General features: G+C 59.5%; 21 protein-coding genes and 1 other RNA gene. 13 read left to right on the top strand and 9 right to left on the bottom strand.

Translation table 11 applies throughout. The annotated features are described in order from the left end of the window. Positions 1–89: 89 nt before the first annotated feature. On the bottom strand, positions 90–2,006 hold the full coding sequence (gene dnaK, locus MKZ87_RS26430) for a molecular chaperone DnaK (RefSeq protein WP_085698383.1): 1,917 nt from the start codon (positions 2,004–2,006) through the stop codon (positions 90–92). A gap of 102 nt (positions 2,007–2,108) precedes the next feature. Continuing rightward, positions 2,109–2,678 (bottom strand): nucleotide exchange factor GrpE, encoded by a 570-nt coding sequence (gene grpE / locus MKZ87_RS26435; protein ID WP_085685597.1) that lies wholly within the window; start codon positions 2,676–2,678, stop codon positions 2,109–2,111. 240 nt (positions 2,679–2,918) lie between these two features. Here grpE and recN point away from each other — a divergent pair, with 240 nt between their 5' ends. Then, on the top strand, positions 2,919–4,592 hold the full coding sequence (gene recN, locus MKZ87_RS26440) for a DNA repair protein RecN (protein ID WP_085702435.1): 1,674 nt from the start codon (positions 2,919–2,921) through the stop codon (positions 4,590–4,592). Positions 4,593–4,667: 75 nt separating this feature from the next. Here the strand turns inward: recN and fur are convergent, their stop codons facing one another. After that, positions 4,668–5,072 carry a ferric iron uptake transcriptional regulator gene (fur, locus tag MKZ87_RS26445; RefSeq protein ID WP_085685593.1) on the bottom strand — a complete coding sequence of 135 codons (405 nt, stop codon included), beginning with the start codon at positions 5,070–5,072 and terminating at the stop codon, positions 4,668–4,670. Positions 5,073–5,169: 97 nt separating this feature from the next. Between fur and MKZ87_RS26450 the strand changes: the two genes are divergently transcribed. Then, positions 5,170–5,697 (top strand): outer membrane protein assembly factor BamE, encoded by a 528-nt coding sequence (locus tag MKZ87_RS26450; protein WP_085685591.1) that lies wholly within the window; start codon positions 5,170–5,172, stop codon positions 5,695–5,697. A 63-nt stretch (positions 5,698–5,760) separates the two neighbouring features. Here the strand turns inward: MKZ87_RS26450 and MKZ87_RS26455 are convergent, their stop codons facing one another. The 3 genes from MKZ87_RS26455 to MKZ87_RS26465 are packed head-to-tail and all read right to left on the bottom strand — an operon-like array spanning position 5,761 to position 7,913. Then, positions 5,761–6,075 (bottom strand): RnfH family protein, encoded by a 315-nt coding sequence (locus MKZ87_RS26455; protein ID WP_085698381.1) that lies wholly within the window; start codon positions 6,073–6,075, stop codon positions 5,761–5,763. Next, complete coding sequence (locus MKZ87_RS26460; RefSeq protein ID WP_003221509.1) at positions 6,068–6,502, bottom strand: type II toxin-antitoxin system RatA family toxin; 435 nt, start codon at positions 6,500–6,502, stop codon at positions 6,068–6,070. The genes MKZ87_RS26455 and MKZ87_RS26460 overlap by 8 nt, the downstream gene beginning before the upstream one ends. A gap of 7 nt (positions 6,503–6,509) precedes the next feature. Next, the gene (locus MKZ87_RS26465) at positions 6,510–7,913 is read right to left on the bottom strand and encodes a sodium-dependent transporter (RefSeq protein ID WP_266202154.1); all 1,404 of its coding nucleotides are present in this window, start codon (positions 7,911–7,913) and stop codon (positions 6,510–6,512) included. Positions 7,914–8,032: 119 nt separating this feature from the next. Between MKZ87_RS26465 and smpB the strand changes: the two genes are divergently transcribed. Beyond that, positions 8,033–8,515, top strand: coding sequence for an SsrA-binding protein SmpB (gene smpB / locus MKZ87_RS26470; protein WP_007953781.1), 483 nt, complete (start codon positions 8,033–8,035; stop codon positions 8,513–8,515). A 50-nt stretch (positions 8,516–8,565) separates the two neighbouring features. Here smpB and MKZ87_RS26475 read toward each other — a convergent pair whose 3' ends face one another. After that, positions 8,566–9,333 carry an FCD domain-containing protein gene (locus MKZ87_RS26475; RefSeq protein ID WP_085698378.1) on the bottom strand — a complete coding sequence of 256 codons (768 nt, stop codon included), beginning with the start codon at positions 9,331–9,333 and terminating at the stop codon, positions 8,566–8,568. A 262-nt stretch (positions 9,334–9,595) separates the two neighbouring features. On the opposite strand from MKZ87_RS26475, the gene MKZ87_RS26480 reads away from it, so the two are divergent. From MKZ87_RS26480 to MKZ87_RS26525, 10 genes are all read left to right on the top strand, one after another. Continuing rightward, complete coding sequence (locus MKZ87_RS26480; RefSeq protein ID WP_085702434.1) at positions 9,596–11,290, top strand: lactate permease LctP family transporter; 1,695 nt, start codon at positions 9,596–9,598, stop codon at positions 11,288–11,290. Between the two features lie 162 nt (positions 11,291–11,452). Then, positions 11,453–12,277 carry a (Fe-S)-binding protein gene (locus MKZ87_RS26485; RefSeq protein ID WP_085702433.1) on the top strand — a complete coding sequence of 275 codons (825 nt, stop codon included), beginning with the start codon at positions 11,453–11,455 and terminating at the stop codon, positions 12,275–12,277. Next, positions 12,274–13,728, top strand: coding sequence for a LutB/LldF family L-lactate oxidation iron-sulfur protein (locus MKZ87_RS26490; protein ID WP_085698375.1), 1,455 nt, complete (start codon positions 12,274–12,276; stop codon positions 13,726–13,728). Before MKZ87_RS26485 ends, MKZ87_RS26490 begins: the two co-directional genes overlap by 4 nt. Next, positions 13,728–14,399 carry a LutC/YkgG family protein gene (locus MKZ87_RS26495; RefSeq protein WP_085702432.1) on the top strand — a complete coding sequence of 224 codons (672 nt, stop codon included), beginning with the start codon at positions 13,728–13,730 and terminating at the stop codon, positions 14,397–14,399. Before MKZ87_RS26490 ends, MKZ87_RS26495 begins: the two co-directional genes overlap by 1 nt. Next, positions 14,396–17,218: an FAD-binding and (Fe-S)-binding domain-containing protein gene (locus MKZ87_RS26500; protein ID WP_085702431.1), complete on the top strand. Its 2,823-nt coding sequence runs from the start codon at positions 14,396–14,398 to the stop codon at positions 17,216–17,218. The genes MKZ87_RS26495 and MKZ87_RS26500 overlap by 4 nt, the downstream gene beginning before the upstream one ends. A 130-nt stretch (positions 17,219–17,348) precedes the next feature. After that, entirely contained in the window at positions 17,349–17,627 is a 279-nt protein-coding gene (locus MKZ87_RS26505) for a hypothetical protein (RefSeq protein WP_085698372.1), read from the top strand. A 96-nt stretch (positions 17,628–17,723) separates the two neighbouring features. Beyond that, positions 17,724–18,113, top strand: a transfer-messenger RNA (tmRNA) gene (gene ssrA / locus MKZ87_RS26510). 223 nt (positions 18,114–18,336) lie between these two features. Further along, positions 18,337–18,705, top strand: a complete 369-nt coding sequence (locus tag MKZ87_RS26515; RefSeq protein ID WP_085702413.1) for a DUF6124 family protein — start codon at positions 18,337–18,339, stop codon at positions 18,703–18,705. Between the two features lie 217 nt (positions 18,706–18,922). After that, positions 18,923–19,510, top strand: a complete 588-nt coding sequence (gene rimJ / locus MKZ87_RS26520; RefSeq protein WP_085702412.1) for a ribosomal protein S5-alanine N-acetyltransferase — start codon at positions 18,923–18,925, stop codon at positions 19,508–19,510. 68 nt (positions 19,511–19,578) lie between these two features. Beyond that, on the top strand, positions 19,579–21,012 hold the full coding sequence (locus tag MKZ87_RS26525) for an ArnT family glycosyltransferase (RefSeq protein WP_085702411.1): 1,434 nt from the start codon (positions 19,579–19,581) through the stop codon (positions 21,010–21,012). A gap of 65 nt (positions 21,013–21,077) precedes the next feature. On the opposite strand, the gene MKZ87_RS26530 is transcribed toward MKZ87_RS26525, so the two are convergent. Together MKZ87_RS26530 and MKZ87_RS26535 are read right to left on the bottom strand one after the other, a co-directional pair. Further along, on the bottom strand, positions 21,078–21,899 hold the full coding sequence (locus MKZ87_RS26530) for a phosphatase PAP2 family protein (protein WP_085698357.1): 822 nt from the start codon (positions 21,897–21,899) through the stop codon (positions 21,078–21,080). Then, on the bottom strand, positions 21,896–22,567 hold the full coding sequence (locus tag MKZ87_RS26535; RefSeq protein ID WP_085702410.1) for a histidine phosphatase family protein: 672 nt from the start codon (positions 22,565–22,567) through the stop codon (positions 21,896–21,898). The genes MKZ87_RS26530 and MKZ87_RS26535 overlap by 4 nt, the downstream gene beginning before the upstream one ends. Between the last annotated feature and the right edge of the window lie 141 nt (positions 22,568–22,708).

Below are 22,708 nucleotides of genomic sequence, written 5' to 3' on the forward strand. Positions count from 1 at the left end.
TTCCAGATACGCCAACGCGGGAGCAAGCTCCCGCGCGGCGACATCCTACCAGTCACCGCCGCAAGGCAGTCAACCGGGCGACCAACAACTTACTTGTGGTCTTTTACTTCTTCGAACTCGGCATCGACGACATCGTCAGCCTTTTCAGCTTTCTCGTCGTGCTGCGCCGCGCCTTCGGCAGGCTGAGCCTGTTCGGCGTACATCTTCTGGGCAACCGGCGCGGAGACTTTCGACAGCTCTTCAACCTTGGCGTCGATGGCAGCCTTGTCGTCGCCTTTTACGGCAGCTTCCAGGGCAACCACGGCTGCTTCGATTGCAGTCTTCTCTTCTGCAGTCACTTTGTCGCCAGCATCAGCGATCATCTTGCGAGTCGAGTGAACCAGTGCATCACCCTGGTTACGGGCAGCGGCCAGCTCTTCGAACTTGCGGTCTTCCTCGGCGTTGGCCTCGGCATCACGCACCATGCGCTCGATTTCTTCGTCGGACAGACCGGAGTTGGCCTTGATCACGATCGACTGGGTCTTGCCGGTAGCCTTGTCCTTCGCACCTACGTGCAGGATGCCGTTGGCGTCAATGTCGAAGGTCACTTCGATCTGCGGCACGCCACGTGGAGCTGGTGGAATGTCGGCCAGGTCGAACTTGCCCAGAGACTTGTTCTGTGCGGCTTGCTTGCGCTCGCCCTGCAGGACGTGAATGGTCACAGCGCCCTGGTTGTCGTCGGCAGTCGAGAACACTTGCGATTTCTTGGTAGGAATCGTGGTGTTTTTCTCGATCAGCGCGGTCATCACGCCACCCATGGTTTCGATACCCAGGGTCAGCGGGCTGACGTCGAGCAGCAGAACGTCTTTCACGTCACCGGCCAGAACGGCGCCCTGGATGGCTGCACCCATGGCAACGGCTTCGTCCGGGTTCACGTCTTTACGTGCTTCCTTACCGAAGAAATCGGTAACTGCCTTCTGCACCAGTGGCATACGAGTCTGACCACCGACCAGAATCACGTCGTCAATTTTGCTGGCGTCGATACCGGCATCCTTCAGAGCGATGCGGCATGGCTCGATGGTACGGTTCACCAGATCTTCGACCAGCGACTCGAGCTTGGCACGAGAGATCTTCACGTTCAGGTGCTTAGGACCAGTCGCATCTGCTGTGATGTACGGCAGGTTGACGTCGGTCGACTGAGAAGAAGACAGCTCGATCTTGGCTTTCTCAGCGGCTTCTTTCAGACGCTGCAGCGCCAGAGGATCGTTCTTCAGATCCATGCCGGACTCTTTCTTGAACTCGTCGACGAGGTAGTCGATCAGACGCATGTCGAAGTCTTCACCACCCAGGAAGGTATCACCGTTGGTGGCCAGTACTTCGAACTGGTGCTCGCCGTCAACTTCAGCGATTTCGATCACGGAAACGTCGAAGGTACCACCACCCAGGTCATAAACGATCACGGTGTGATCGCCCTTGGCCTTGTCCATGCCGTAAGCCAGAGCAGCTGCGGTTGGTTCGTTGATGATACGTTTTACGTCCAGACCGGCGATGCGACCAGCATCTTTGGTCGCCTGACGCTGGCTGTCGTTGAAGTAGGCCGGAACGGTAATCACCGCCTCGGTCACAGCTTCGCCGAGGTAGTCTTCGGCGGTCTTCTTCATCTTCTTCAGGACTTCGGCGCTGATTTGCGGCGGAGCCATCTGCTTGCCAGAGGCCTCAACCCAAGCGTCACCATTGTTGGCCTTGACGATCTTGTAAGGCACCAGCTTGATGTCTTTCTGCACGACTTCTTCGTCGAAGCGGCGGCCGATCAGGCGCTTCACCGCGAACAGTGTGTTGTGCGGGTTGGTCACAGCCTGACGCTTGGCGGACTGACCCACCAGGATTTCACCGTCGTTGGCGTAAGCGATGATCGACGGCGTGGTACGCGCGCCTTCGGCGTTTTCAATAACTTTGGCTACGCCGTTTTCCAGCACGGAGACGCAGGAGTTGGTAGTCCCCAGGTCGATACCGATAATTTTGCCCATGTTCACTCTCCCGAAACTTTGGATTTGGTTGCCGCAGCAGTGGTGGCTAACTGCGGTAATACTTAAACGCTTGACTTCTAAATGGGGGCCTTGCGGCTAATTTCAAGCCTTCTCGTCAATCGAAGGCGAAACTGGTGCCGGCGCCTTGCTGACCACAACCATCGCCGGACGCAGCAGGCGGCCATTGAGCTGGTAGCCCTTCTGGAACACTTTCAGAACGCTGTTCGGTTCCAGGTCAGCACTTTCCTGCATGGCCATTGCCTGATGTTCCACGGCGTTGAACGGCTCGCCTTCCTGCGGGCTGACGGCTACAAGCTGATAGCGCTTGAGGGTGTCCTGGAACATTTTCAGGGTCAGCTCGATGCCTTCGCGCATCGGACGGATGCTTTCGTCGTCCGGGCTCGACAGCTCGAGGCCGCGCTCCAGGCTGTCGACGATCGGCAGCAGGTCGCCGGCGAATTTTTCCAGCGCAAACTTGTGCGCCTTTTCTACATCCTGCTCGGCACGGCGGCGGACGTTCTGCAGATCGGCAGCTACGCGCAGCGATTGATCCTGCGCGGCGGCCAATTGCTCTTCGAGCACTTGTACACGGGTCGCCAGGTCATCACCCGAAGCCTCGGGCGCCTGATTGGCTTCTGGATTTTGCGTATCTACTGTCTGTTCGTCAGCCATAGAATTCTCCTTTCAATATCGTCCGCGAGTTCGATTCGCGCTTCTGCCTCGGTATATGGGGCCGCAAAATCAGGCTTCAAGGGCTGACAACGATTAACCCTACAAAAAAGTGCTGCATTGTCATTCCCGGGCGCTGTAGGCATTTGATCGGATCATTCCCATCGAACCGAGTGAGGGCATTGTCAGCCCGAAACAAAACACTGTATAAATAACCAGACCTGAAGCCTGGGAGCGGCCTTTATGCTGGTGCACCTGTCCGTACACAACTACGCCATCGTTGAACATCTCGATCTCGAACTCGATCGCGGCATGAGCGTGATTACCGGGGAAACCGGCGCCGGCAAGTCGATCATGCTCGATGCCCTGGGCCTGACGCTCGGCGATCGCGCCGACAGCGGCGTGGTTCGACCGGGCGCCGACAAGGCCGATATTCTGGCGACCTTCGATCTGGCCGACATCCCCGAGGCCAGCGCCTGGCTGGCGGAGCGCGACCTGGAAATCGACGGCCCGTGCATCCTGCGCCGGGTCATCACCTGCGAAGGTCGCTCACGCGGCTATATAAATGGCACGCCCTGCCCGCTCGGCGATCTCAAGGCGCTCGGCGAGTTGCTGATCGATATCCACAGCCAGCACGAACACCAATCCCTGCTCAAGACCGACACCCACCGACGTCTGCTCGACGAGTACGCCGGGGCCACCGATCTGGCGCGCCAGGTGCATCTGGCCGCCCAGCGCTGGCGTCAGACTCGCCAGGAGCTGGAACGCCTTTCCAACTCCGGCGACGAACAGCGTGCACGCCATCAGTTGCTCAGCTACCAGCTCGAAGAACTGGAAAACCTCGGCCTCGGTGAAAATGAGCTGGAAGAACTGGAGCAGGAACACAAGAACCTGACCAACGCCGAAACCCTGCTTGGCATCTGCCGACAAGTGGTCGAACAATGCAGCGAAAGCGATTCTGGCAATGTGCTGAATGCCCTGACGGCCAGTCTCAATCGCCTGTCGAGCGTGAACAACTCGGTCGGCGCACTGGGTGAGGCGAGCAGCCTGCTGACCAGTGCACAGATCCAGGTCGAAGAAGCCGTCGGCGAACTCAATCGCTTTCTCGACAATTTCGATGCCGATCCGGCGCGCCTGCAATATCTGGAAGAACGTCTGGATTCCATCTACACGCTGGCACGCAAACACCGCATACAGCCGACGGAAGTAGCGGAGATGCAGCAGAAGCTGCTCGATGAAATTGAAGCCCTGGACGCCAACGATGAATCCATCGAGCGTCTCTCCGAAGAACTCGCATCCTATGCCCGCCACTATCAGGAAAAGGCTCGGGAACTGAGCGAGCTGCGCCATCAGGCGGCCGGCAGCCTGGCCAGCGCTGTGGAGCAGGAGATTCAGCGCTTGGGCATGCCCGGAGGTCGCTTCACTATAGAGTTGCGCGCCAACAACAGCAGCGAACTGCAACCCAATGGCCTGGAGCAAGTCGAGCTGCTGGTCAGCGCCAACCCGGGCCAGCCTTTGAAGGCCCTGGCCAAAGTGGCGTCCGGCGGTGAGCTGTCACGGATCAGCCTGGCCATCCAGGTGATTACCGCCCAGACCTCTCGCGTACCGACGCTGGTGTTCGACGAAGTGGACGTGGGCATTGGCGGTCCGACGGCCGAAATCGTCGGCCAGTTGTTGCGCCGCCTCGGGGATCGCGGGCAGGTATTGACGGTCACGCACTTGCCGCAGGTCGCGGCTCAGGGGCATCAGCATTTGTTCGTCCACAAGGTGCGTGGTGAACAGGCCACTCACACGGCCGTTTCGAAGCTGAGCAAGAATGACCGTATAGAAGAAGTCGCGCGAATGCTTGGCGGCATCGATCTAACCAAAGAGTCCTTGGCGCACGCGAAAAAGATGGTCGTTACCGCAAAGGTTTAAGCACCGCAGAAAGCACGAAGGCGACCCTCGGGTCGCCTTCGTTCGTTTCGCGAACCTGAAATTCGCGCGACATGCTTACTTTTTCTTGCGTACGTACAGCACCAGGTTGTGATCCACCAGATCAAAACCATGCTCCTCGGCGATTGCCTTCTGAAGCTTCTCGATTTCCGGGCTGACGAATTCGACAACCTCGCCGGAGTCCACGTTGACCATATGGTCGTGGTGGCCACTGTCGGCCAATTCGAATACCGCGTGACCGCCGTCGAAGTTGTGACGGACCACGAGGCCAGCCGCTTCGAACTGGGTCAGTACACGGTAAACCGTGGCCAGACCGACGTCCTCGCCAGCTTCCATCAACGCCTTGTAGACGTCCTCGGCACTCATGTGACGCTGCTCGGTAGAGTCGAGCATTTGCAGGATCTTGACCCGTGGCAGGGTCACTTTGAGGCCGGCTTTGCGTAGTTCGCTATTTTCAACCATGGTCAGCTTTCTCGCGATGCTGCTTCGCAGCTTCTCTTAATGCGGGTATGATCGGCGTTTACGTTGTCCCAGCCAAGATAGTGGAAGTCGCCCACCGATGCAAAACACCAAGCTCTTGCTAACCAGTTTCACCTTTGTGGGACTGCTCGCACTCGCCGGTTGTTCATTCCCCGGGGTTTACAAAATCGACATCCAGCAGGGCAATGTCGTCACGCAGGACATGATAGACCAGTTACGCCCGGGAATGACCCGGCCGCAAGTACGGTTTATCATGGGCAACCCTCTGCTTGCCGACACGTTCCATGCCAACCGCTGGGATTATCTGTACAGCCTGCAACCGGGTGGCGGTGAACGCCAGCAGGAACGCGTGAGTGTCATTTTCGACTCGAATGACCGCCTTGCCGCCCTGTCCGGTGACTTCATGCCAGGCGTCAGCCGTGACGAAGCCATTCTCGGCAAGGACAGTGGAACCAGCGTGACCGCTCCTGCCGAGAACGTCGAGCAGCCAAAACCGGAAAAACCAGCCAAGCCAGGCTCCCTGCTGGATCAGATCCAGAAGGACGTCGATGGTGTGGAAACCGTTCCGGTTCCAACGCCAGAACCGCTGGATACCTCGCCGCAATAATTTGCGACGCAATAAAAAAACCCGGAAATTCCGGGTTTTTTTATTGCCTGCCGTTTGGCCAGCCTACTGATTTCGCGCCTTGGCCTCGGCGGCTTTCGCGGCACGCAGACGGCGCACTTCTTTCGGATCAGCCAACAGCGGTCGATAGATCTCGATGCGATCGCCCTCCTGAACCTGTCGAGTATCCGGATCAGCGATCACTTTGCCGAAGATCCCCAAGGGGCAGCTCTGCAGATCCAGCTCCGGAAATTCAGCATCAATCCCGGAAGCCATCAGGGCCGCCCGCACCGTCGCACCTTCGACGACGCTGACCACCCGCAAAACCTGACGATCAACGGCGGCATACACCACTTCGATTTCGATCACCGGCTCAACCATGCATCTGCTTGGCGCGCTGGCAAAACGCATCCACCAATGTATTGGCCGCCTGATTGAACAACGGACCGAGCGTCGCCCGGACCAACGGGCCGGCATAGTCGAAGGACAGATCCAGACTGATCTTGCAGGCCTTCTCGTTCAGCGCCTTGAACACCCAGACGCCATGCAGCTGATTGAACGGCCCCTCCTCCAGGTTCATCTCAATCGACTGCCCCGGCACCAGCGTATTGCGCGTCACGAAATGCTGACTGAGACCACCCTTGGCCACGCCGACACTGGCGCGCATATGCTCAGGCGAGCTTTCCAGAACCTCAGCAGACGAGCACCACGGTAAAAACTCGGGGTAACGCGCCACGTCATTGACCAGGTCGTAGAGAAATTGCGCCGGGTAAGGCAGCAGTGCCGATCGTTGAATATGTGTCGTCATGTAAGCGTCACTTCCAGAGCTGGGTGGCAAACACTACAAGAATGCCGATGGGCGCCACATAGCGCATCAAGAACAGAGACAGGGCGAACAGCACCGGGCTGCGAATCGACAACTCGTCACGCACCGCTTCACGCCCCATCACCCAACCGGCAAACAGCACGAAGCACAGCCCGCCGAGCGGCAACATGATCCGCGAGGTGAAGAAGTCGATCACCCCAAAGAAGTCCAGACCACCGGCCGCACCCCATTGGTAGAGATGGAACACCCCGCCATCGTTCACGAAAAATTTGGCTTCCTTCCAGATATTGAAGGAAAACACCGTACCCAGGCCGACGAACCAGCAAATGAATGCCAACCAGAACGTCACCCAGGCACGACTGATTTTAGTCCGCTCGACCAGATAGGCGACCATTGGCTCCAGCAGGGAAATCGCCGAGCTCCAGGCCGCAATGGCCACCAGAACGAAGAACACCACGCCCATCAACTGGCCGAAAAGCACGTTACCGAAAGCAAATGGCAGGCTGACGAACATCAGCCCCGGGCCTTCGCTCGGGTTCAAACCACCGGCGAACACAATCGGAAACAAGGCCAGGCCGGCCACCAGCGAAACAAAAGTATCGAGCAGCGCCACACCCACGACCGTGCCGGACAGCGAGGCTTCCTTGGTCATGTAGGCGCCGTAGATCATGATCGAGCCCACGCCCACGCTCAGCGAGAAAAACGCGTGCCCCATGGCCGGCAGCAAGCCGTCGAGGACTTTCTCCGGATGGAAGTCGAACATGAAATGCACGCCCTCCATGAAATGCCCGGTGGTCATGCTGTAACCCAGCAGCACCAGCACCATCACGAACAGCAGCGGCATCATGATCCGCAGGCTGCGCTCAAGCCCTGCGACCACGCCCTTGGCGATGACCACGGCCGAAAGCAGCATGAAGGCCGTGTGCCAGAGAGTCAGGCGCCACGGATCGGCGATGACATTACCGAAGTACGCCCCGACTTGATCGGCCGTCGCGCCCTGGAAGTCGCCGCGTCCCATATCAATGATGTAATCCAGCGACCAGCCGCCGACCACACTGTAGAAAGACAGGATCAGCAACGCCGTGATCATCCCGGCGAATGCGCCCCACGACCATTTGCCCGAGTGACCGGCTTCCAGCGCCAGCGCCTTCAGGGCATTCGCCGGACTCTGGCGCGCACGTCGGCCGATCAGGGTCTCGGCGAGCATGACCGGGATGCCGATCAGCGCGATACACGCCAGAAACATCAGCACGAAGGCGCCGCCACCGTAGACCCCGACCATGTAGGGGAATTTCCAGATGCTGCCCAGTCCCACGGCCGAGCCGGTCGCGGCGAAAATGAAAACCCAGCGGCTAGCCCAACTGCCGTGGACAGAAACCTTGTCTGTCGACATCGTTTATCACGCCCAAGCGTTAGAAAAAGAGGCCGCATTGTCCGGGATTCACACAACCTGCTCAAGCACGCAGCATCACCGTAGCCGACAGCCGTTTATCTCCATATAATGCCGCCCCTATGGCTAAACAGAAGAAACACCCAACAGGGACCATCGCGCAAAACAAAAAGGCGCGACACGATTACTTCATCGAGCACAAGTTCGAGGCTGGTCTGGTCCTGGCCGGCTGGGAAGTAAAAAGTCTGCGGGCAAGCAAACTGCAACTGGTCGACAGTTACGTGTTGCTCAAGGATGGCGAAGCCTGGTTGCTCGGCAGCCACATCACGCCTCTGATGACCGCCAGCACCCACGTCATTGCCGACCCGGTGCGTACCCGCAAGTTGCTGCTCAACCGTCGCGAGCTGGACAAGCTCGCCGCCGCCGTGCAGCAAAAGGGTTACGCCTGCGTGTGCCTGTCCTGGTACTGGAGCAAGCACATGGTCAAGTGCGAGATCGCACTGGGCAAGGGCAAGAAGGAATACGACAAGCGTGATACCGAACGCGAACGCGATGCTGGTCGCGAGTTGCAGCGTGCGGTGCGCAACAAGGGCAAGGAAGACTGATTCCTCTGCCTGAATGACCGTTCCCGCGCCCGCCGCGAGAACGGTCATGCCTACATTCCCTTGCGTCGTTCGGCGCGAGCCATGCGCTGTACTTCCTGTCGCACCTCTTCCAGCACTTCCTGTACATAAAGAATGTGTCGGCTGGATACCTCACGCGCCTGTTCCGCGCGCCCCTCGATAATCGCCAGATACAATTCCCGATGCTGTGTGATCAGCATGTCGCGGGTTTCCGCACGCTGTTTGTACATGCCACCGATGTTGGTCACCACGTTGCGCTTGAGCAGGTCGAACAGCCCGCGAATGGTGTGCAGCAACACCGCGTTGTGACTGGCCTCGGCAATCGCAAGATGGAATTTCGCATCCGCCGCGCCCTCTTCCGCCCGGCTCACTTCGTCATGCCGCGAATAGCAGTCCTGTAATTCTTCGAACGCAGTCGTCAACCGCTCACGATCCACATCCGTGGCGCGCAATGCCGCGTAATAGGCGCACGATGCCTCCAGCGTGTGGCGAAATTCCAGCAGATCGCGCTGCGCCTCGGGATTGCTTTCCAGCAATTGCAGCAGCGGATCGCTGAAGGTTGAACCGAGACTTTCCACGACATAGTTGCCGCCGCCCTGCTTGCTCACCAGCAAACCCTTGGCCGCCAGTTTCTGAATCGCCTCGCGCAACGAGGGCCGGGAAACGCCGAACTGTTCCGCCAAAGTCCGCTCGGCCGGCAGACGTTCGCCGGACTTCAGCGTGCCCTCGAGAATCATCCCTTCCAGTCGCTCGACAATGTCGTCAGACAAACGGCGCTGACGTATCTGATCAAACCCCATCACTCAACTCTCCACCATCCCGACCGCTCGCCGGGCTCTCTATTCTGGCCTATCGACGCTGCGCCGACACCTGCCAGATGACGCCAATTCAACCGGTGCACTCCGACTTGCCGTCCGGTTGTTCGACAAAAGTTTTAGGGCGGCAAATTGACACACCGATATCAAGGCTTTTACCCTAGCCGACAGCACTTGTAAATTGGTCTTACCAATTACCCAAGTACGCTGACAGTGCCTGACCAACAACAATTAGGGGCCACCCCATATGCAAACCTGGCAACAGCTCTACAGCCCGCTCGGCAGTCTCGGCGTGTCCGCACTCGCGGCCGTCATCCCCATCGTTTTCTTCTTCCTCGCCCTGGCGGTGTTCCGCCTCAAAGGTCATGTGGCCGGCAGCATCACGCTCGCCCTGGCCATCGCCGTGGCGATCTTCGCGTTCCAGATGCCGGTCGACATGGCGTTCGCCGCCGCCGGTTACGGCTTCGCTTATGGTCTGTGGCCGATTGCCTGGATCATTGTGGCGGCGGTGTTTCTGTACAAACTCACGGTCAAGAGCGGTCAGTTCGAGGTCATCCGCAGCTCGGTACTGTCGATCACTGACGACCAGCGTCTGCAGGTGCTGCTGATCGGTTTCTGCTTCGGAGCATTCCTGGAAGGTGCCGCCGGTTTCGGTGCGCCAGTGGCGATTACCGCTGCGCTGCTGGTGGGACTCGGCTTCAATCCGCTGTACGCCGCCGGCCTGTGCCTGATTGCCAACACCGCACCGGTGGCGTTCGGCGCATTGGGGATTCCGATCATCGTGGCCGGGCAAGTCACCGGTATCGACGCGTTCAAGATCGGCGCAATGACCGGCCGCCAGTTGCCACTGCTGTCGTTGTTCGTGCCGTTCTGGCTGGTGTTCATGATGGATGGCCTGCGCGGTGTGCGTGAAACCTGGCCGGCGGCGCTGGTTGCAGGCTTGAGCTTTGCCGTCACCCAGTACTTCACTTCGAACTTCATCGGCCCGGAACTGCCGGACATCACGTCAGCCCTGGCCAGCCTGATTTCGCTGACCCTGTTCCTCAAGGTCTGGCAGCCAAAACGTGCCGCCGGCCAGCACATTGCCGGTGCCGTTTCCGCTTCGGTGGTAATCGCCAGCGCCGGCGGTTTCGGCCAGAAGCGCACCACCGTCGCTTCGCCTTACAGCCTCGGGGAAATTTTCAAGGCGTGGTCGCCGTTCCTGATCCTCACCGTGCTGGTGACCATCTGGACCCTCAAGCCTTTCAAGGCCATGTTCGCCGCCGGCGGTTCGATGTACGCCTGGGTGTTCAACTTCGCGATCCCGCACCTTGATCAACTGGTGATCAAAACCGCACCGATCGTTGCCGCCCCGACGGCGATTCCGGCCGTGTTCAAACTCGACCCGATTTCCGCGACCGGTACAGCGATTTTCTTCTCCGCACTGATCTCGATGCTGGTGCTGAAGATCAATATCAAAACTGGTCTGACCACTTTGAAAGAGACCTTCTACGAACTGCGCTGGCCAATCCTGTCCATCGGCATGGTGCTGGCGTTTGCCTTCGTCACCAACTATTCCGGCATGTCTTCGACCATGGCTCTGGTGCTGGCGGCAACCGGCGCGGCATTCCCGTTCTTCTCGCCGTTCCTCGGCTGGCTGGGAGTGTTCCTGACCGGTTCCGATACCTCGTCCAACGCCCTGTTCAGTTCGCTGCAAGCGACCACCGCACACCAGATCGGCGTCAACGACACCTTGCTGGTAGCGGCCAATACCAGCGGCGGCGTGACCGGCAAGATGATTTCGCCACAATCGATCGCCGTGGCTTGCGCAGCGACCGGTCTGGTGGGCAAGGAATCCGATCTGTTCCGCTTCACCCTCAAGCACAGCCTATTCTTTGCCACGATCGTCGGCCTGATCACCCTGGCCCAGGCCTACTGGTTCACCGGCATGCTGGTGCACTGATAACTGCAAGAAACCTACAAGAAGCATGGAAATAACCGACGCCGGTTCGTGATTCCGGCGTCAGCAATTCACAACCCGGTCTGTAAGGCTGCTGAAAGCAACGCGCTCTATATTCGGCAGCCTCAACAGACGGATAACCGGGCCCACCCGGAGACACGCCTGATGAGCGAGCTTTTTTACAACGCTGTGCCCAACGCCACTCGCGTCGCACCGCCACTGCCCGAACCCCGGCAATACCCCAGCGAGAAACCGTCGCGGGTCTACCTGTTCGGCACCTGCGTGGTCGACCTGTTCTACCCGGAAGCCGGGATGGACGCGATCCACTTGCTGGAACGCGAAGGCATCCGGGTCGACTACCCGCAAGGGCAGAGCTGCTGCGGACAACCGGCCTACACCTCGGGTTACACCGAGCAGGCACGCACGGTGGCGCGCTCGCAACTGGCGCTGTTTGCCGGGGATTTTCCGGTGGTGGTGCCATCGGGTTCGTGCGCCGGGATGATCCGCGAGCATTACGCCGACTTGTTCAAGGACGAGCCGCAAACGCTGAAACAGGTTCAGGCCCTCGCGGCCCGCACCTATGAATTGGCCGAGTTCCTGCTGTTCGTCTGCAAGGTGCAGCTCAAGGACAGCGGCGAGCCGGTCAAAGTGGCGCTGCACACCTCGTGTTCGGCGCGGCGGGAAATGAACACCCACCTGCACGGCCGCGAGTTGTTGGCGCAGTTGAGCAACGTGGAACGGGTCAACCACGACCATGAAAGCGAATGCTGTGGCTTCGGTGGGACATTCAGCGTCCGTATGCCAGATATTTCCGGCGCGATGGTGGCTGACAAGACCCGGGCGTTGAAGGAATCCGGCGCACATCAGGTACTCAGTGCCGACTGCGGCTGTCTGATGAACATCAACGGCTCGCTGGAAAAACAGAAGGAAGCGCTGCGCGGGCAACACCTGGCGAGCTTCCTCTGGCAACGAACCGGAGGTGCGCGATGAGCACTTCCACGATTATTCCTACTGTTGCCGTAGAAGAAGATTTCCGCACCCGGGCACACAACGCCCTGGGCGATTCGCAGTTACGGAACAACTTCCGCACCGCGATGGATTCACTGATGACCAAGCGGGCAGCGGCTTTCAGCGATGCCCACGAAAGAGAACACCTGCGTGAACTGGGCAATGCGATCCGTGCCCGCGCGCTCTCCAAGTTGCCCGACCTGCTCGAGCAACTGGAACAGAACCTGACCCGCAACGGTGTGACAGTGCACTGGGCGGAAACGGTGGACGAGGCCAATGGCATCGTCCTTTCGATCATCCGCGCTCACGAGGCGCGGCAAGTGATCAAGGGCAAATCGATGGTCAGCGAAGAGATGGAGATGAACCATTTCCTCGAGGCTCGGGACATTGAATGTCTGGAGTCCGACATGGGGGAGTACATCGTCCAGCTCGACCACGAGAAGCCTTCACACATAATCATGCCGGCAATCCACAAGAATGCCGGTCAGGTCGCGTCCTTGTTCCACGACAAACTTGGCGTGGAATACACCAAGGACGTTGACCAACTCATACAGATCGGTCGCAGGGTTCTGCGGCAGAAATTCTTCGAAGCGGACATCGGCGTCTCCGGCGTCAACTTCGCCGTGGCCGAAACCGGCACTCTGCTGCTGGTGGAAAACGAAGGCAACGGCCGCATGACCACCACCGTGCCGCCGGTGCACATCGCCGTCACCGGCATCGAAAAAGTCGTGGAAAACCTGCGCGACGTGGTGCCGCTGCTGTCATTGCTGACCCGCTCGGCGCTCGGCATTCCGATCACCACCTACGTCAACATGATCTCCGGCCCGCGCAAGGAACATGAACTCGACGGCCCGCAGGAAGTGCATCTGGTACTGCTCGACAACGGTCGTAGCCAGGCCTTCGCCGACAGCGAACTGCGCCAGACGTTGAACTGCATCCGCTGCGGCGCCTGCATGAATCATTGCCCGGTCTACACCCGCGTTGGCGGCCACACCTACGGCGAGGTCTACCCCGGCCCGATCGGCAAAATCATCACCCCGCACATGGTCGGTCTGGCGAAAGTCCCGGATCACCCAAGCGCGTCTTCGCTGTGCGGCGCCTGCGGTGAAGTATGTCCGGTAAAAATTCCTATCCCCGCACTGCTGCGCCGCCTGCGCGAAGAGAACGTCAAAGCCCCCGACAGTCCTCATCAAGTGATGCGCGGCCAGGGCAGCAAGTATTCGCGCAAGGAACGCTTCATCTGGAACGCCTGGGCGAAGCTCAATAGCTCGCCGACTTTGTATCGACTGTTTGCGTTTTTCGCCACGCGCCTGCGCGCACTGGCGCCGAACAACGTCGGGCCGTGGACGCAGAATCACAGCGCTCCGAAACCTGCCCCCCGCTCACTGCATGACATGGCTCGCGAACACCTGGCCAAACAAGGAGACCGTTGATGAGCGCCAAGCAAAACATCCTCGGCAAGTTAAGGAACAGTCTGACCGGCACCACACCGATTGCCGACAACTTCGATGTCGATCTGGTAACCCGGCCTTACACCTACAGCGCCGAACAACGGATCCCGCAACTGCGCAAACTGATGGAAGCGGTGCACACCGAAATCCACCTGACGTCTGCTGAAGCGTGGCCGGCGCTGCTGGCGCAATTACTGCGCGACCGCCAGTTGCCGAGTCTGCTGATCGCACCGACTACGCCTCACGGGCAGCGCATCTCACAGCACTGGGCGAACAATCCTGATCTGCCGACGCTGAAGTCCTACGACCGGCCAATGGAAGAGTGGAAAGCCGAGCTGTTCAACGACACGCCGGCCAGCCTGACCGGCACCCTCGGCGCCATCGCCGCCACCGGCAGCCTGATTCTCTGGCCAACCCGCGAAGAACCAAGGCTGATGAGCCTGGTGCCGCCGGTGCATTTCGCCCTGCTCAAGGCCAGCCAGATCCGCGACAACTTCTATCAGGTGCAGCAGGAATTCGAGTGGGCGCAAGGCATGCCGACCAATGCGCTGCTGGTGTCCGGCCCGTCAAAAACCGCCGACATCGAACAAGTCCTGGCTTACGGCGCCCACGGCCCGAAAGACCTGGTGTTGTTGATCCTGGAGGACCAATGACCTTACCGGCGACTTTCCTGCGCGATGCGCAGCAACTGATTCCGGCCGAACGGCGCTTCGACGATCCGCTGTCGACCCTGGCCTTCGGCACCGATGCCAGCTTCTACCGGTTGATTCCGCAACTGGTGATCCGCGTCGAGTCCGAAGATGAAGTGGTGGCGCTACTGAAACTGGCCCAGCGCGATCAGGTTCCGGTGACCTTCCGCGCCGCCGGCACCAGCCTGTCCGGCCAGGCGATCAGCGATTCGGTGTTGATCGTGCTCGGGGATAACTGGAACGCGCGCGAGATCCGAGGGCAAGGTGCGCAAATCCGCTTGCAACCGGGTGTGATCGGCGCCCAGGCCAACGCATGGCTCGCGCCATTCGGGCGCAAGATCGGTCCGGACCCAGCGTCGATCAACGCCTGCAAGATCGGCGGCATCGTCGCCAACAACGCCAGCGGCATGTGCTGCGGCACTGCGCAAAATACCTATCACACGCTGGCCGGGATTCGTCTGGTGCTGGCCGACGGCACCCGACTCGACACCGAAGATGCCGCCAGCGTCGAGGCGTTTCGAGTCAGCCACAGTGAATTGCTGGAACGTCTGGCGACTTTGGGCCGCGAGACCCGCGCCAATGCCGAACTGGCCGCGCGAATCCGCCACAAATACCGTCTGAAAAATACCACCGGCCTGTCGCTCAACGCCCTGGTGGATTTCGATGAGCCTGTGGATATCTTGAGCCACTTGCTGGTCGGCTCCGAAGGCACCCTCGGTTTCATCAGCGCGGTGACTTACGACACCGTGATCGACCACCCGAACAAGGCCTCGGCACTGATCGTTTTCCCGGACGTGGAAACCTGCTGCAACGCGGTCACCGTGCTGAAAAGCCAACCGGTGTCCGCCGTGGAACTGCTTGATCGCCGCAGCCTGCGCTCGGTGCAGGACAAACCCGGGATGCCGGATTTCGTACAGCACCTGTCGAACAATGCCTGCGCGCTGCTGATCGAATCCCGCGCCGCTTCTTCCACGTTGCTGCAGGAACAACTGGCGCAGATCATGGCGTCGCTCGGCGATTTCCCGGTGGAAAAACAGGTCGACTTCACCGAAGACCCGGTCGAAAACGCCCGCCTCTGGGCGATCCGCAAGGACACCTTCCCCGCCGTCGGCGCCGTGCGCAAGACCGGCACTACGGTGATCATCGAAGACGTGACCTTTCCGGTGGAACAACTGGCGATCGGCGTGAACCGTCTGATCGAGCTGTTCGACAAACATCACTACGACGAAGCGATCCTTTTCGGACACGCGCTGGAAGGCAATCTGCACTTCGTCTTCACCCAAGGCTTCAACAGCGCGGAAGAAGTCGCACGCTATCAGGCGTTCATGGACGACGTGGCGCAATTGGTGGCCGTGGAGTTCGGCGGCTCGCTGAAAGCGGAACACGGCACCGGACGCAACATGGCGCCCTTCGTTGAACTGGAATGGGGCAGCGACGCCTATCAGTTGATGTGGCAGCTCAAACGCCTGCTCGACCCCAACGGCATTCTCAATCCGGACGTGGTGCTCAGCGAAGACCCGCAGATCCACCTCAAGCACCTGAAACCGCTGCCGGCGGCCGACGAGATTGTGGATAAATGCATCGAGTGCGGTTTCTGCGAGCCGGTCTGCCCCTCGAAAGGCCTGACCCTGAGCCCGCGCCAGCGCATCGTGATCTGGCGCGATATTCAAGCGCGAAAGCGCGCCGGGATCGACACCACCGAACTGGAAAAAGCCTACGAGTACCAAGGCATCGATACCTGCGCCGCGACCGGTTTGTGTGCGCAACGCTGTCCTGTAGGCATCAATACCGGTGAGCTGGTGAAAAAGCTTCGCGGCCATCACGCAACCCATACGAAAACCGCCAACCTGATCGAAGGAAATTTCGCCACCACCCTGCAAGGTGCGCGCTTCACCCTGCATGTGGCCAACGGTGCGCGAATGTTGTTGGGTGCACCACGCCTGGCGAAGCTTTCAGCGACCCTGACGCGGCTGTCCAAAGGTCAGGTGCCGCTGTGGACCAACGCGATGCCACAGCCGGAAAAAGCCATCCGCTTCAGCCCTGCCGTGTCGGACGAGCGTCCGCGCGTCGTGTATCTGGCAGCCTGCGTCTCGCGGGTAATGGGGCCGGCGGCGGGCGACAAAGAGCAGATGTCGCTGTACGACAAAACCCGTGGTCTGCTGGAGAAGGCCGGTTATCAGGTGGTGTTCCCGGACAATCTGGACAACCTCTGCTGCGGTCAGCCTTTCGCGTCCAAGGGCTATGCCGAGCAGGCCGAACACAAGCGTCAGGAACTGATCGGTGCATTGCTTCAGGCCAGTCGCGGCGGGCTTGATCCGATCTACTGCGACACCAGCCCCTGCACGTTGCGGCTGGCGCAGGATGTGGGAAATGTTCGCCTGGATCTGTACGACCCCGTGCGATTCATCCGTACGCATCTGATGGACCGGCTCGACTTCACGCCGCAGGAAGCACCGATTGCCGTTCACGTGACCTGCAGCACTCAGCACCTTGGGGAAAGCCAGGCGCTGATCGAACTGGCGCGCAAATGCAGTAAGAACGTGGTGATCCCGGAAGGCATTCACTGCTGTGGTTTCGCCGGCGACAAGGGTTTCACCACGCCGGAACTCAACAGCCATTCCCTGCGAACGCTCAAGGATGCGGTGCAACAGTGCAGCGAGGGGATTTCCACCAGCCGCACCTGTGAGATCGGCCTGACGCAACACGGCGGAATCGACTACCACGGCCTGGTGTATCTGGTGGATCGGGTGACCCGGGCCAAAGCCCCCGCAACCGCCATGTGAAGAAAAATAGAACCCTTGCGAGTGAGCGCAGTCCACAGAACAGGCCCCGAACAATCGGGGCTTTTCCTCCATTCGGTCGCCCGTCCTGACGGCCAGCGAAGTCTGGATCCCTCAGTTCAAGGAGATACACATGAAACGTTCTGTACTGTTAGGTCTGTTCGTTACTGCCTCGATGATGGCTTCCACGTCCTTTGCTGCTGACAAGCCTGCTGACTTGTGCGATGCCAATCTGCAAACCATCAACAACGCCAAGGCCCAAGCCATGTCGTCGCCTGACCTGAGTCAAAGGGTAGAGGCCAGTGTGCAGAAGGCCCAGGCACTCAAAGCCCAGGGCAAGATCGACGAATGTGTGGCTGAAACCCAGCAAACCATTCTGGAAATCCGCAAAACCAGCGGAACCAACAACTGATCGAAGCTGAGGCCAACCTTCGGGTTGGCCTTGCGGGCCGTTTGGCGTACACTGCGCGTGCTTGTTGCTCGAACAGATATACCGGGCAATGAGTTCGGGGCCGTTCAGGATTCGACGCCGGTTGCGAAACTCTAGGTGCATGCCGACTTGGTAACAGAAGTCGTAAATCCACTGTTGCAACTACTTATAGTTGCCAATGACGACCAATACGGTGCTGCTCTCGCTGCTTAATTGCAGCTGACATGCACTCCTGGTACCTTCGGGTCCAGCAATCATCAGGGGATGTCTGTAAACCCAAAATGATTGTCATATAGAACAGAATCGCCGTGCAGTACGTTGTGGACGAAGCGGCTAAAACTTACACAACTCGCCCAAAGCACCCTGCCCGTCGGGTCGCTGAGGGTTAACTTAATAGACACGGCTACGCATGTAGTACCGACAGCGGAGTACTGGCGGACGGGGGTTCAAATCCCCCCGGCTCCACCAACTCTCAACGACAAGGCCCGCCAAGTGCGGGCCTTGTCGCATCTGCAGTTCCCCATCCGGACAACGTCTCCACCCAACGTCCTAGGAAATTTCCCGCAACCCGCGTCGACTTCCATGAACTGGTTCAAGATGCTTCCAAACGCTAGTCTTCGCGCTCCGCTGCAACCCGGCAGATGGTTTACCAAAGGGATTCGCCGGGAGACTGAAACCATGGAGCCTCGTCATGAAAAAAGACAACCCAAGCCTGCCTGATCAAACACCGCCTCACGAGACCGAATCGAAAGAACCGGCTGTGCTTGCCCAGCCTCAGGAATACGTGAGAAAGCCGCGTCGCACCCTGCCGTTCAACGAGATTTTCTCCGTGCGCACCGACGTGGACACGGCCACTCTGCTGACCCATGCCTGTGAGACCCTGGCGGCGCTGAACATGATGACGGCCAACATCGCCGATGATTTCACTGGCTCTCAGCGCAGCCGGTTGCTGGCGATCCGGCAGCTGTCGATCATGACCGAAATGCTGGTCAATCGCGCCGTGGAGAACTTTGATCCGGTGAATCTGGTGCCTCGTACGACGGCACCGGTCGTTCACTGAAAAACGACCGCTCGTCGATGACGCAAGTCGTTCATCGACATGAACTTTTCTTCACCCCGGCGGCGGTGATGGCCGTGTACATTGGCCTCGCTCATTCAAGAAACTACGGTTCGCCCGCGCTCCTGCGGGCTTTTTTTCGCCCGGAATCTGGCGGCGATTTGTATTTTCCTGATCACCGGGCAATTCTGGTGATCAATCCCGAGACCCGGAGCACCCGATGCCGCTGCTGACCCTGCCCTGTCAACGCCTGACGCTCGCGGTACTCGACCCGGATCAGGCGCCGCTGGAAAGCGCGTTCTACCAGCGCAATCAACGCCACCTCGCGCCGTGGTCGCCGATTCGCACCACCGACTATTTTTCCACTGAACAGATCCGCCGACGTCTAGAGATACAGGCCAGCGCCTTCGACGCCGGGCTGGCGGTGCATATGGCGTTGCTGACTCCGGATGGCGGGCAGATGATCGGCGCCTGCAATTTCAGCGGGATCATCCGCGGTGCGTTTCAGGCCTGTTATCTGGGGTATCACATCGACGAAGCGCATCAGGGCAAGGGTTTGATGCAGGAAGCGCTGGAGGCGGCCATCGCTTACATGTTCGACACCCAGAACCTGCACCGGATCATGGCCAATTACATTCCCGGCAATGAGCGCAGCGAACGGTTGCTGGAGCGCCTTGGATTCGAACGGGAAGGCTACGCCAAGGCCTACCTGAACATTGCCGGGCGCTGGCAGGATCATGTGCTGACGGCGCGGGTCAATCCGCGTTTCGAAACGCCGGATCAGCGCTGGTCACGACCGCTGTCGTGACGTTCACAAATTGTTAAGGATTGGCCGCGTAAGCTCGGGTTTCCGTTCACTTCCGGTTGCCTGAACCCATGTCGCGTGCCGCCTCTTCCCTGCTTCTGCTTGCCGCCCTGCTGTTCTTTTTCGCCCTTGGCAACCATCAACTGCAAGGCTCCACCGAGGCCCGGGTGGCGGGCATTGCGATGGAAATGCATCTGGACAACGACTGGGTGACGCCGCGTCTGTTCGGTGAACCCTTCCTGGAAAAACCGCCCCTGAGCCTCTGGCTGGACGCCGGCGCCCTGCGCGTTTTCGGCGTCTCGCCCTGGGCGGTGCGACTGGCGTCGGCGGTGGCCGGGTTGCTCAGCGTGATGCTGCTGTACGCCATGTTGCGCCGCTTCGACCGCCCGAAGGCCATCGCCTGGACGGCGGGGATTCTGCTGGCGACCATGGCCAGTTACTGGAGCAACGTGCGCGGGGTCGGCGAGGATGCGTTGCTCGCCCTCGGTGTGACTGCGGCATTGCTGGCGTTCTTCCAGGCGCAGCGAGCACCGACCCCAGGCAATTCGTCGCTGTTTATCGCCGGGATCGCCATCGCCACGTTGAGCAAAGGCGTGCTCGGACTGGCGATGCCGGGCGTGGTGATTTTCGCTTTTCTGCTGGCCGACAATCTGATGGACAAGCGTTTCAAACTGACGGACTGGCTGCGTCCGGGCTTGCTGACCCTTGTCGGTCTGATCCCGCTGATGATCTGGCTCGCCGTGCTCTATCAGCGCGGCGGCGTCCAGGCGGTCAACGAAGTGTTGCTGACCAACAGCGTAGGACGTTTCAGCGGATCGTTCGTTGAAGCCGGCCACTACGAGCCGTTCTACTACTACCTCGCCAAGCTGCCGCAGGCGTTTCTGCCGTGGAACATTCTGGTGTACCTGGGCCTGTGGCATTTTCGCAAGGAACTGAAGGCCAATCGTTACCTGCTGTTTTTCAGCCTGTGGATCATTGCGCAATTCATCCTGCTGACCCTGGCCTCGAGCAAACGCACGGTTTACCTGATGTCGATGACACCCGCAGCGGCAGTGATTGCCGCCGAATATGCGGGCGTGCTGTTCGACAAGTTGAAGGATCACAGGAAGGGTTTTGTCGGACGAATCGCCCGTCATCGTCAGCCACTGGCGGCGGGGATACTGACGGTGGTCATCGCCAGCTACCTTGGCGCCGCGCAATGGGCACTGCCAAATGCCGACAAACGCCTGTCGTTCCTGCCGTTGACCGAACACATCCAGTCGCTGCAAGCGAGCGGCAATCAGGTCGCGCTGTTTCAAGCCAACGAACGGGTCGGCGGTGCCAGCGTGTTCTATACCCGAAGTGTACTCAAGGGCCTGGACACCGATGCGCAGCTACGGGAGTTTCTCAGTGCATCGCCATCGAACATCGCCGTGATCTCGGGAGACAGCGAACCCGCCGCCCCGCTGAAAGTCCACAAGACCATGATGGTCGGACGCCAGGCGTATTACTTCGTGGGCTATTGAAACCACCACAGCACCAACGAAAAACCCGCCGGCGATGGCGGTTTTTTCATTTCAGCGGCGAGGACTCAGAGCGAAGCCTCAGGCTGTGCAGCGAACACCTTACGTTCACGTTTGCTCAACACCGGCAATTCCAGACGAGCCCGCCCGTAGAACGCCAGCGCCGTCAGCAAACACGCCAGCCACACGAAGATCCCGGCCCAGAACGTGTGGGACATGTAGTGCCAGCCCTGTAGGACTCGCGTAGTGCCGTAGACAAAACCGAGCAGCAGCGAGCCCCACAACAACGCGCTGGAAAAGCGCCATTGATAACGACGCCCGACGAAATACAGCGCCAGCATGGTGAAGCCACCGGAAGCATGACCGCCCGGCCAGCAACGCCCTTCACCCGCTTCGTGGAACAGCTGGAAATTGTTGTACCACTCGATATGCGGCATCTTTCCGCCGTACAGCGTGGTCTCGATCGGGCAGTAAACGCTGGTGTGCGCCTTGAGGAAATGGATGACCCCGGTGCAGACCGCGAAAGCCACCACGATAAACAGAAAATCCCTACGGTGATCAGCGGCAAAGCGCAGCACCGGCGCGACTTTGCAACGCTCGAGAAAACCGCCCAGGCGCGGATGCTTTTGCGGCTTCACCAGTGGCCAGACAAACGACAGCATGGCGCCGATCAAGGCAATTTCGGCAGTCCAGTTCGGAATGATCCGCGCCCACTTGTGGGTCAGCTTTTCGAAGAAATGAATCTTGTCGAGCGGGAATGTGTGGGTCAGTGGATCGAACAGCAGGTTGCTGAAGGCGATGTCGATATTGGTCATGTCGAACATCAGAAAAACCACGGCTGCGCAGAGCAGCGGGATGCCGAAGTTGTAAGCGTAAAAGCGGGATTTCATTGGGTGGTCACCGTGCGCCAGTCTGAGGCTTCAATGAAGCCGAGCATCCGTGGGGCCGCCGGGCTGGCGGCGGAAACAAACAGCGAAGCGCCGTACCCGAGGGTCGAGGCCGGCACCTTGAGGTCTTTTTCCAGCTGCGCCATGCATTCGCTGTGGGTCACCAGAATCAGGTTGCGTCCCAGGACTTTGTGCGCCAGCGCGTCCTGCAGCATCCGGCCCTTGCAACTGATTAGCCAGTCTTCGCCGGTCGCCGCCTGGTTGAACATGTAGCCGGCCGTCTGCACGGTGCGCATCATCGGGCTGTTGTAGACGTCGGCCGTGTCCAGGCCCAACTGCTCGAACTGCGCGCCGACGCTCACCGCGACACTGCGCGAACGGTCGGTGATGCCATCGTGGCCGCTCAGGCACGCCGCTTTCGAGTGATCGCAGCGCTCGACATGGCGCACCAGCACGATGATTTCGCCTTTGCTCCAGCCTTCCTTCAGCGCCTTGGCCCCGGCCACGTTGCCGTGGGCAAGGTCCGGCACCGCCGCCGGGGCGAGCAGCCAGAGGGTCAGCGGAATCACCAGCACCGAAGCTGCCAATACCACCCAGGTGTTTCGAAAACGGGCCAGACCGCTCAGATCAATCGAGCGCTTGACGCCGAACAGACTCAGTCGCAATTCCACAAAAAGCCGCCATCACTTGTCATTCGATGCGGCGAGGTTAAAGAGCACGGCGTGGGCAGCCAGTGAAACCCATGTGAAAAAAATCTTGGGATCCCTTGTTACAAAATCCGTCGGACAAAATCCTTTCAGCTCTCGGATTTG

It is taken from the genome of Pseudomonas sp. MCal1, from assembly GCF_026341415.1.
GTDB lineage: Bacteria > Pseudomonadota > Gammaproteobacteria > Pseudomonadales > Pseudomonadaceae > Aquipseudomonas.

Coding starts and splice junctions, on each gene's coding strand:
- MKZ87_RS26500 (WP_085702431.1), top strand. CDS start 14,396: ATGACCTTACCGGCGACTTTCCTGCGCGATGCGCAGCAACTGATTCCG.
- recN (WP_085702435.1), top strand. CDS start 2,919: ATGCTGGTGCACCTGTCCGTACACAACTACGCCATCGTTGAACATCTC.
- MKZ87_RS26475 (WP_085698378.1), bottom strand. CDS start 9,333: ATGGGGTTTGATCAGATACGTCAGCGCCGTTTGTCTGACGACATTGTC.
- MKZ87_RS26515 (WP_085702413.1), top strand. CDS start 18,337: ATGAAAAAAGACAACCCAAGCCTGCCTGATCAAACACCGCCTCACGAG.
- MKZ87_RS26530 (WP_085698357.1), bottom strand. CDS start 21,899: ATGAAATCCCGCTTTTACGCTTACAACTTCGGCATCCCGCTGCTCTGC.
- MKZ87_RS26480 (WP_085702434.1), top strand. CDS start 9,596: ATGCAAACCTGGCAACAGCTCTACAGCCCGCTCGGCAGTCTCGGCGTG.
- MKZ87_RS26490 (WP_085698375.1), top strand. CDS start 12,274: ATGAGCACTTCCACGATTATTCCTACTGTTGCCGTAGAAGAAGATTTC.
- MKZ87_RS26465 (WP_266202154.1), bottom strand. CDS start 7,913: ATGTCGACAGACAAGGTTTCTGTCCACGGCAGTTGGGCTAGCCGCTGG.
- smpB (WP_007953781.1), top strand. CDS start 8,033: ATGGCTAAACAGAAGAAACACCCAACAGGGACCATCGCGCAAAACAAA.
- rimJ (WP_085702412.1), top strand. CDS start 18,923: ATGCCGCTGCTGACCCTGCCCTGTCAACGCCTGACGCTCGCGGTACTC.
- grpE (WP_085685597.1), bottom strand. CDS start 2,678: ATGGCTGACGAACAGACAGTAGATACGCAAAATCCAGAAGCCAATCAG.
- dnaK (WP_085698383.1), bottom strand. CDS start 2,006: ATGGGCAAAATTATCGGTATCGACCTGGGGACTACCAACTCCTGCGTC.
- fur (WP_085685593.1), bottom strand. CDS start 5,072: ATGGTTGAAAATAGCGAACTACGCAAAGCCGGCCTCAAAGTGACCCTG.
- MKZ87_RS26455 (WP_085698381.1), bottom strand. CDS start 6,075: ATGGTTGAGCCGGTGATCGAAATCGAAGTGGTGTATGCCGCCGTTGAT.
- MKZ87_RS26460 (WP_003221509.1), bottom strand. CDS start 6,502: ATGACGACACATATTCAACGATCGGCACTGCTGCCTTACCCGGCGCAA.
- MKZ87_RS26525 (WP_085702411.1), top strand. CDS start 19,579: ATGTCGCGTGCCGCCTCTTCCCTGCTTCTGCTTGCCGCCCTGCTGTTC.
- MKZ87_RS26450 (WP_085685591.1), top strand. CDS start 5,170: ATGCAAAACACCAAGCTCTTGCTAACCAGTTTCACCTTTGTGGGACTG.
- MKZ87_RS26505 (WP_085698372.1), top strand. CDS start 17,349: ATGAAACGTTCTGTACTGTTAGGTCTGTTCGTTACTGCCTCGATGATG.
- MKZ87_RS26485 (WP_085702433.1), top strand. CDS start 11,453: ATGAGCGAGCTTTTTTACAACGCTGTGCCCAACGCCACTCGCGTCGCA.
- MKZ87_RS26495 (WP_085702432.1), top strand. CDS start 13,728: ATGAGCGCCAAGCAAAACATCCTCGGCAAGTTAAGGAACAGTCTGACC.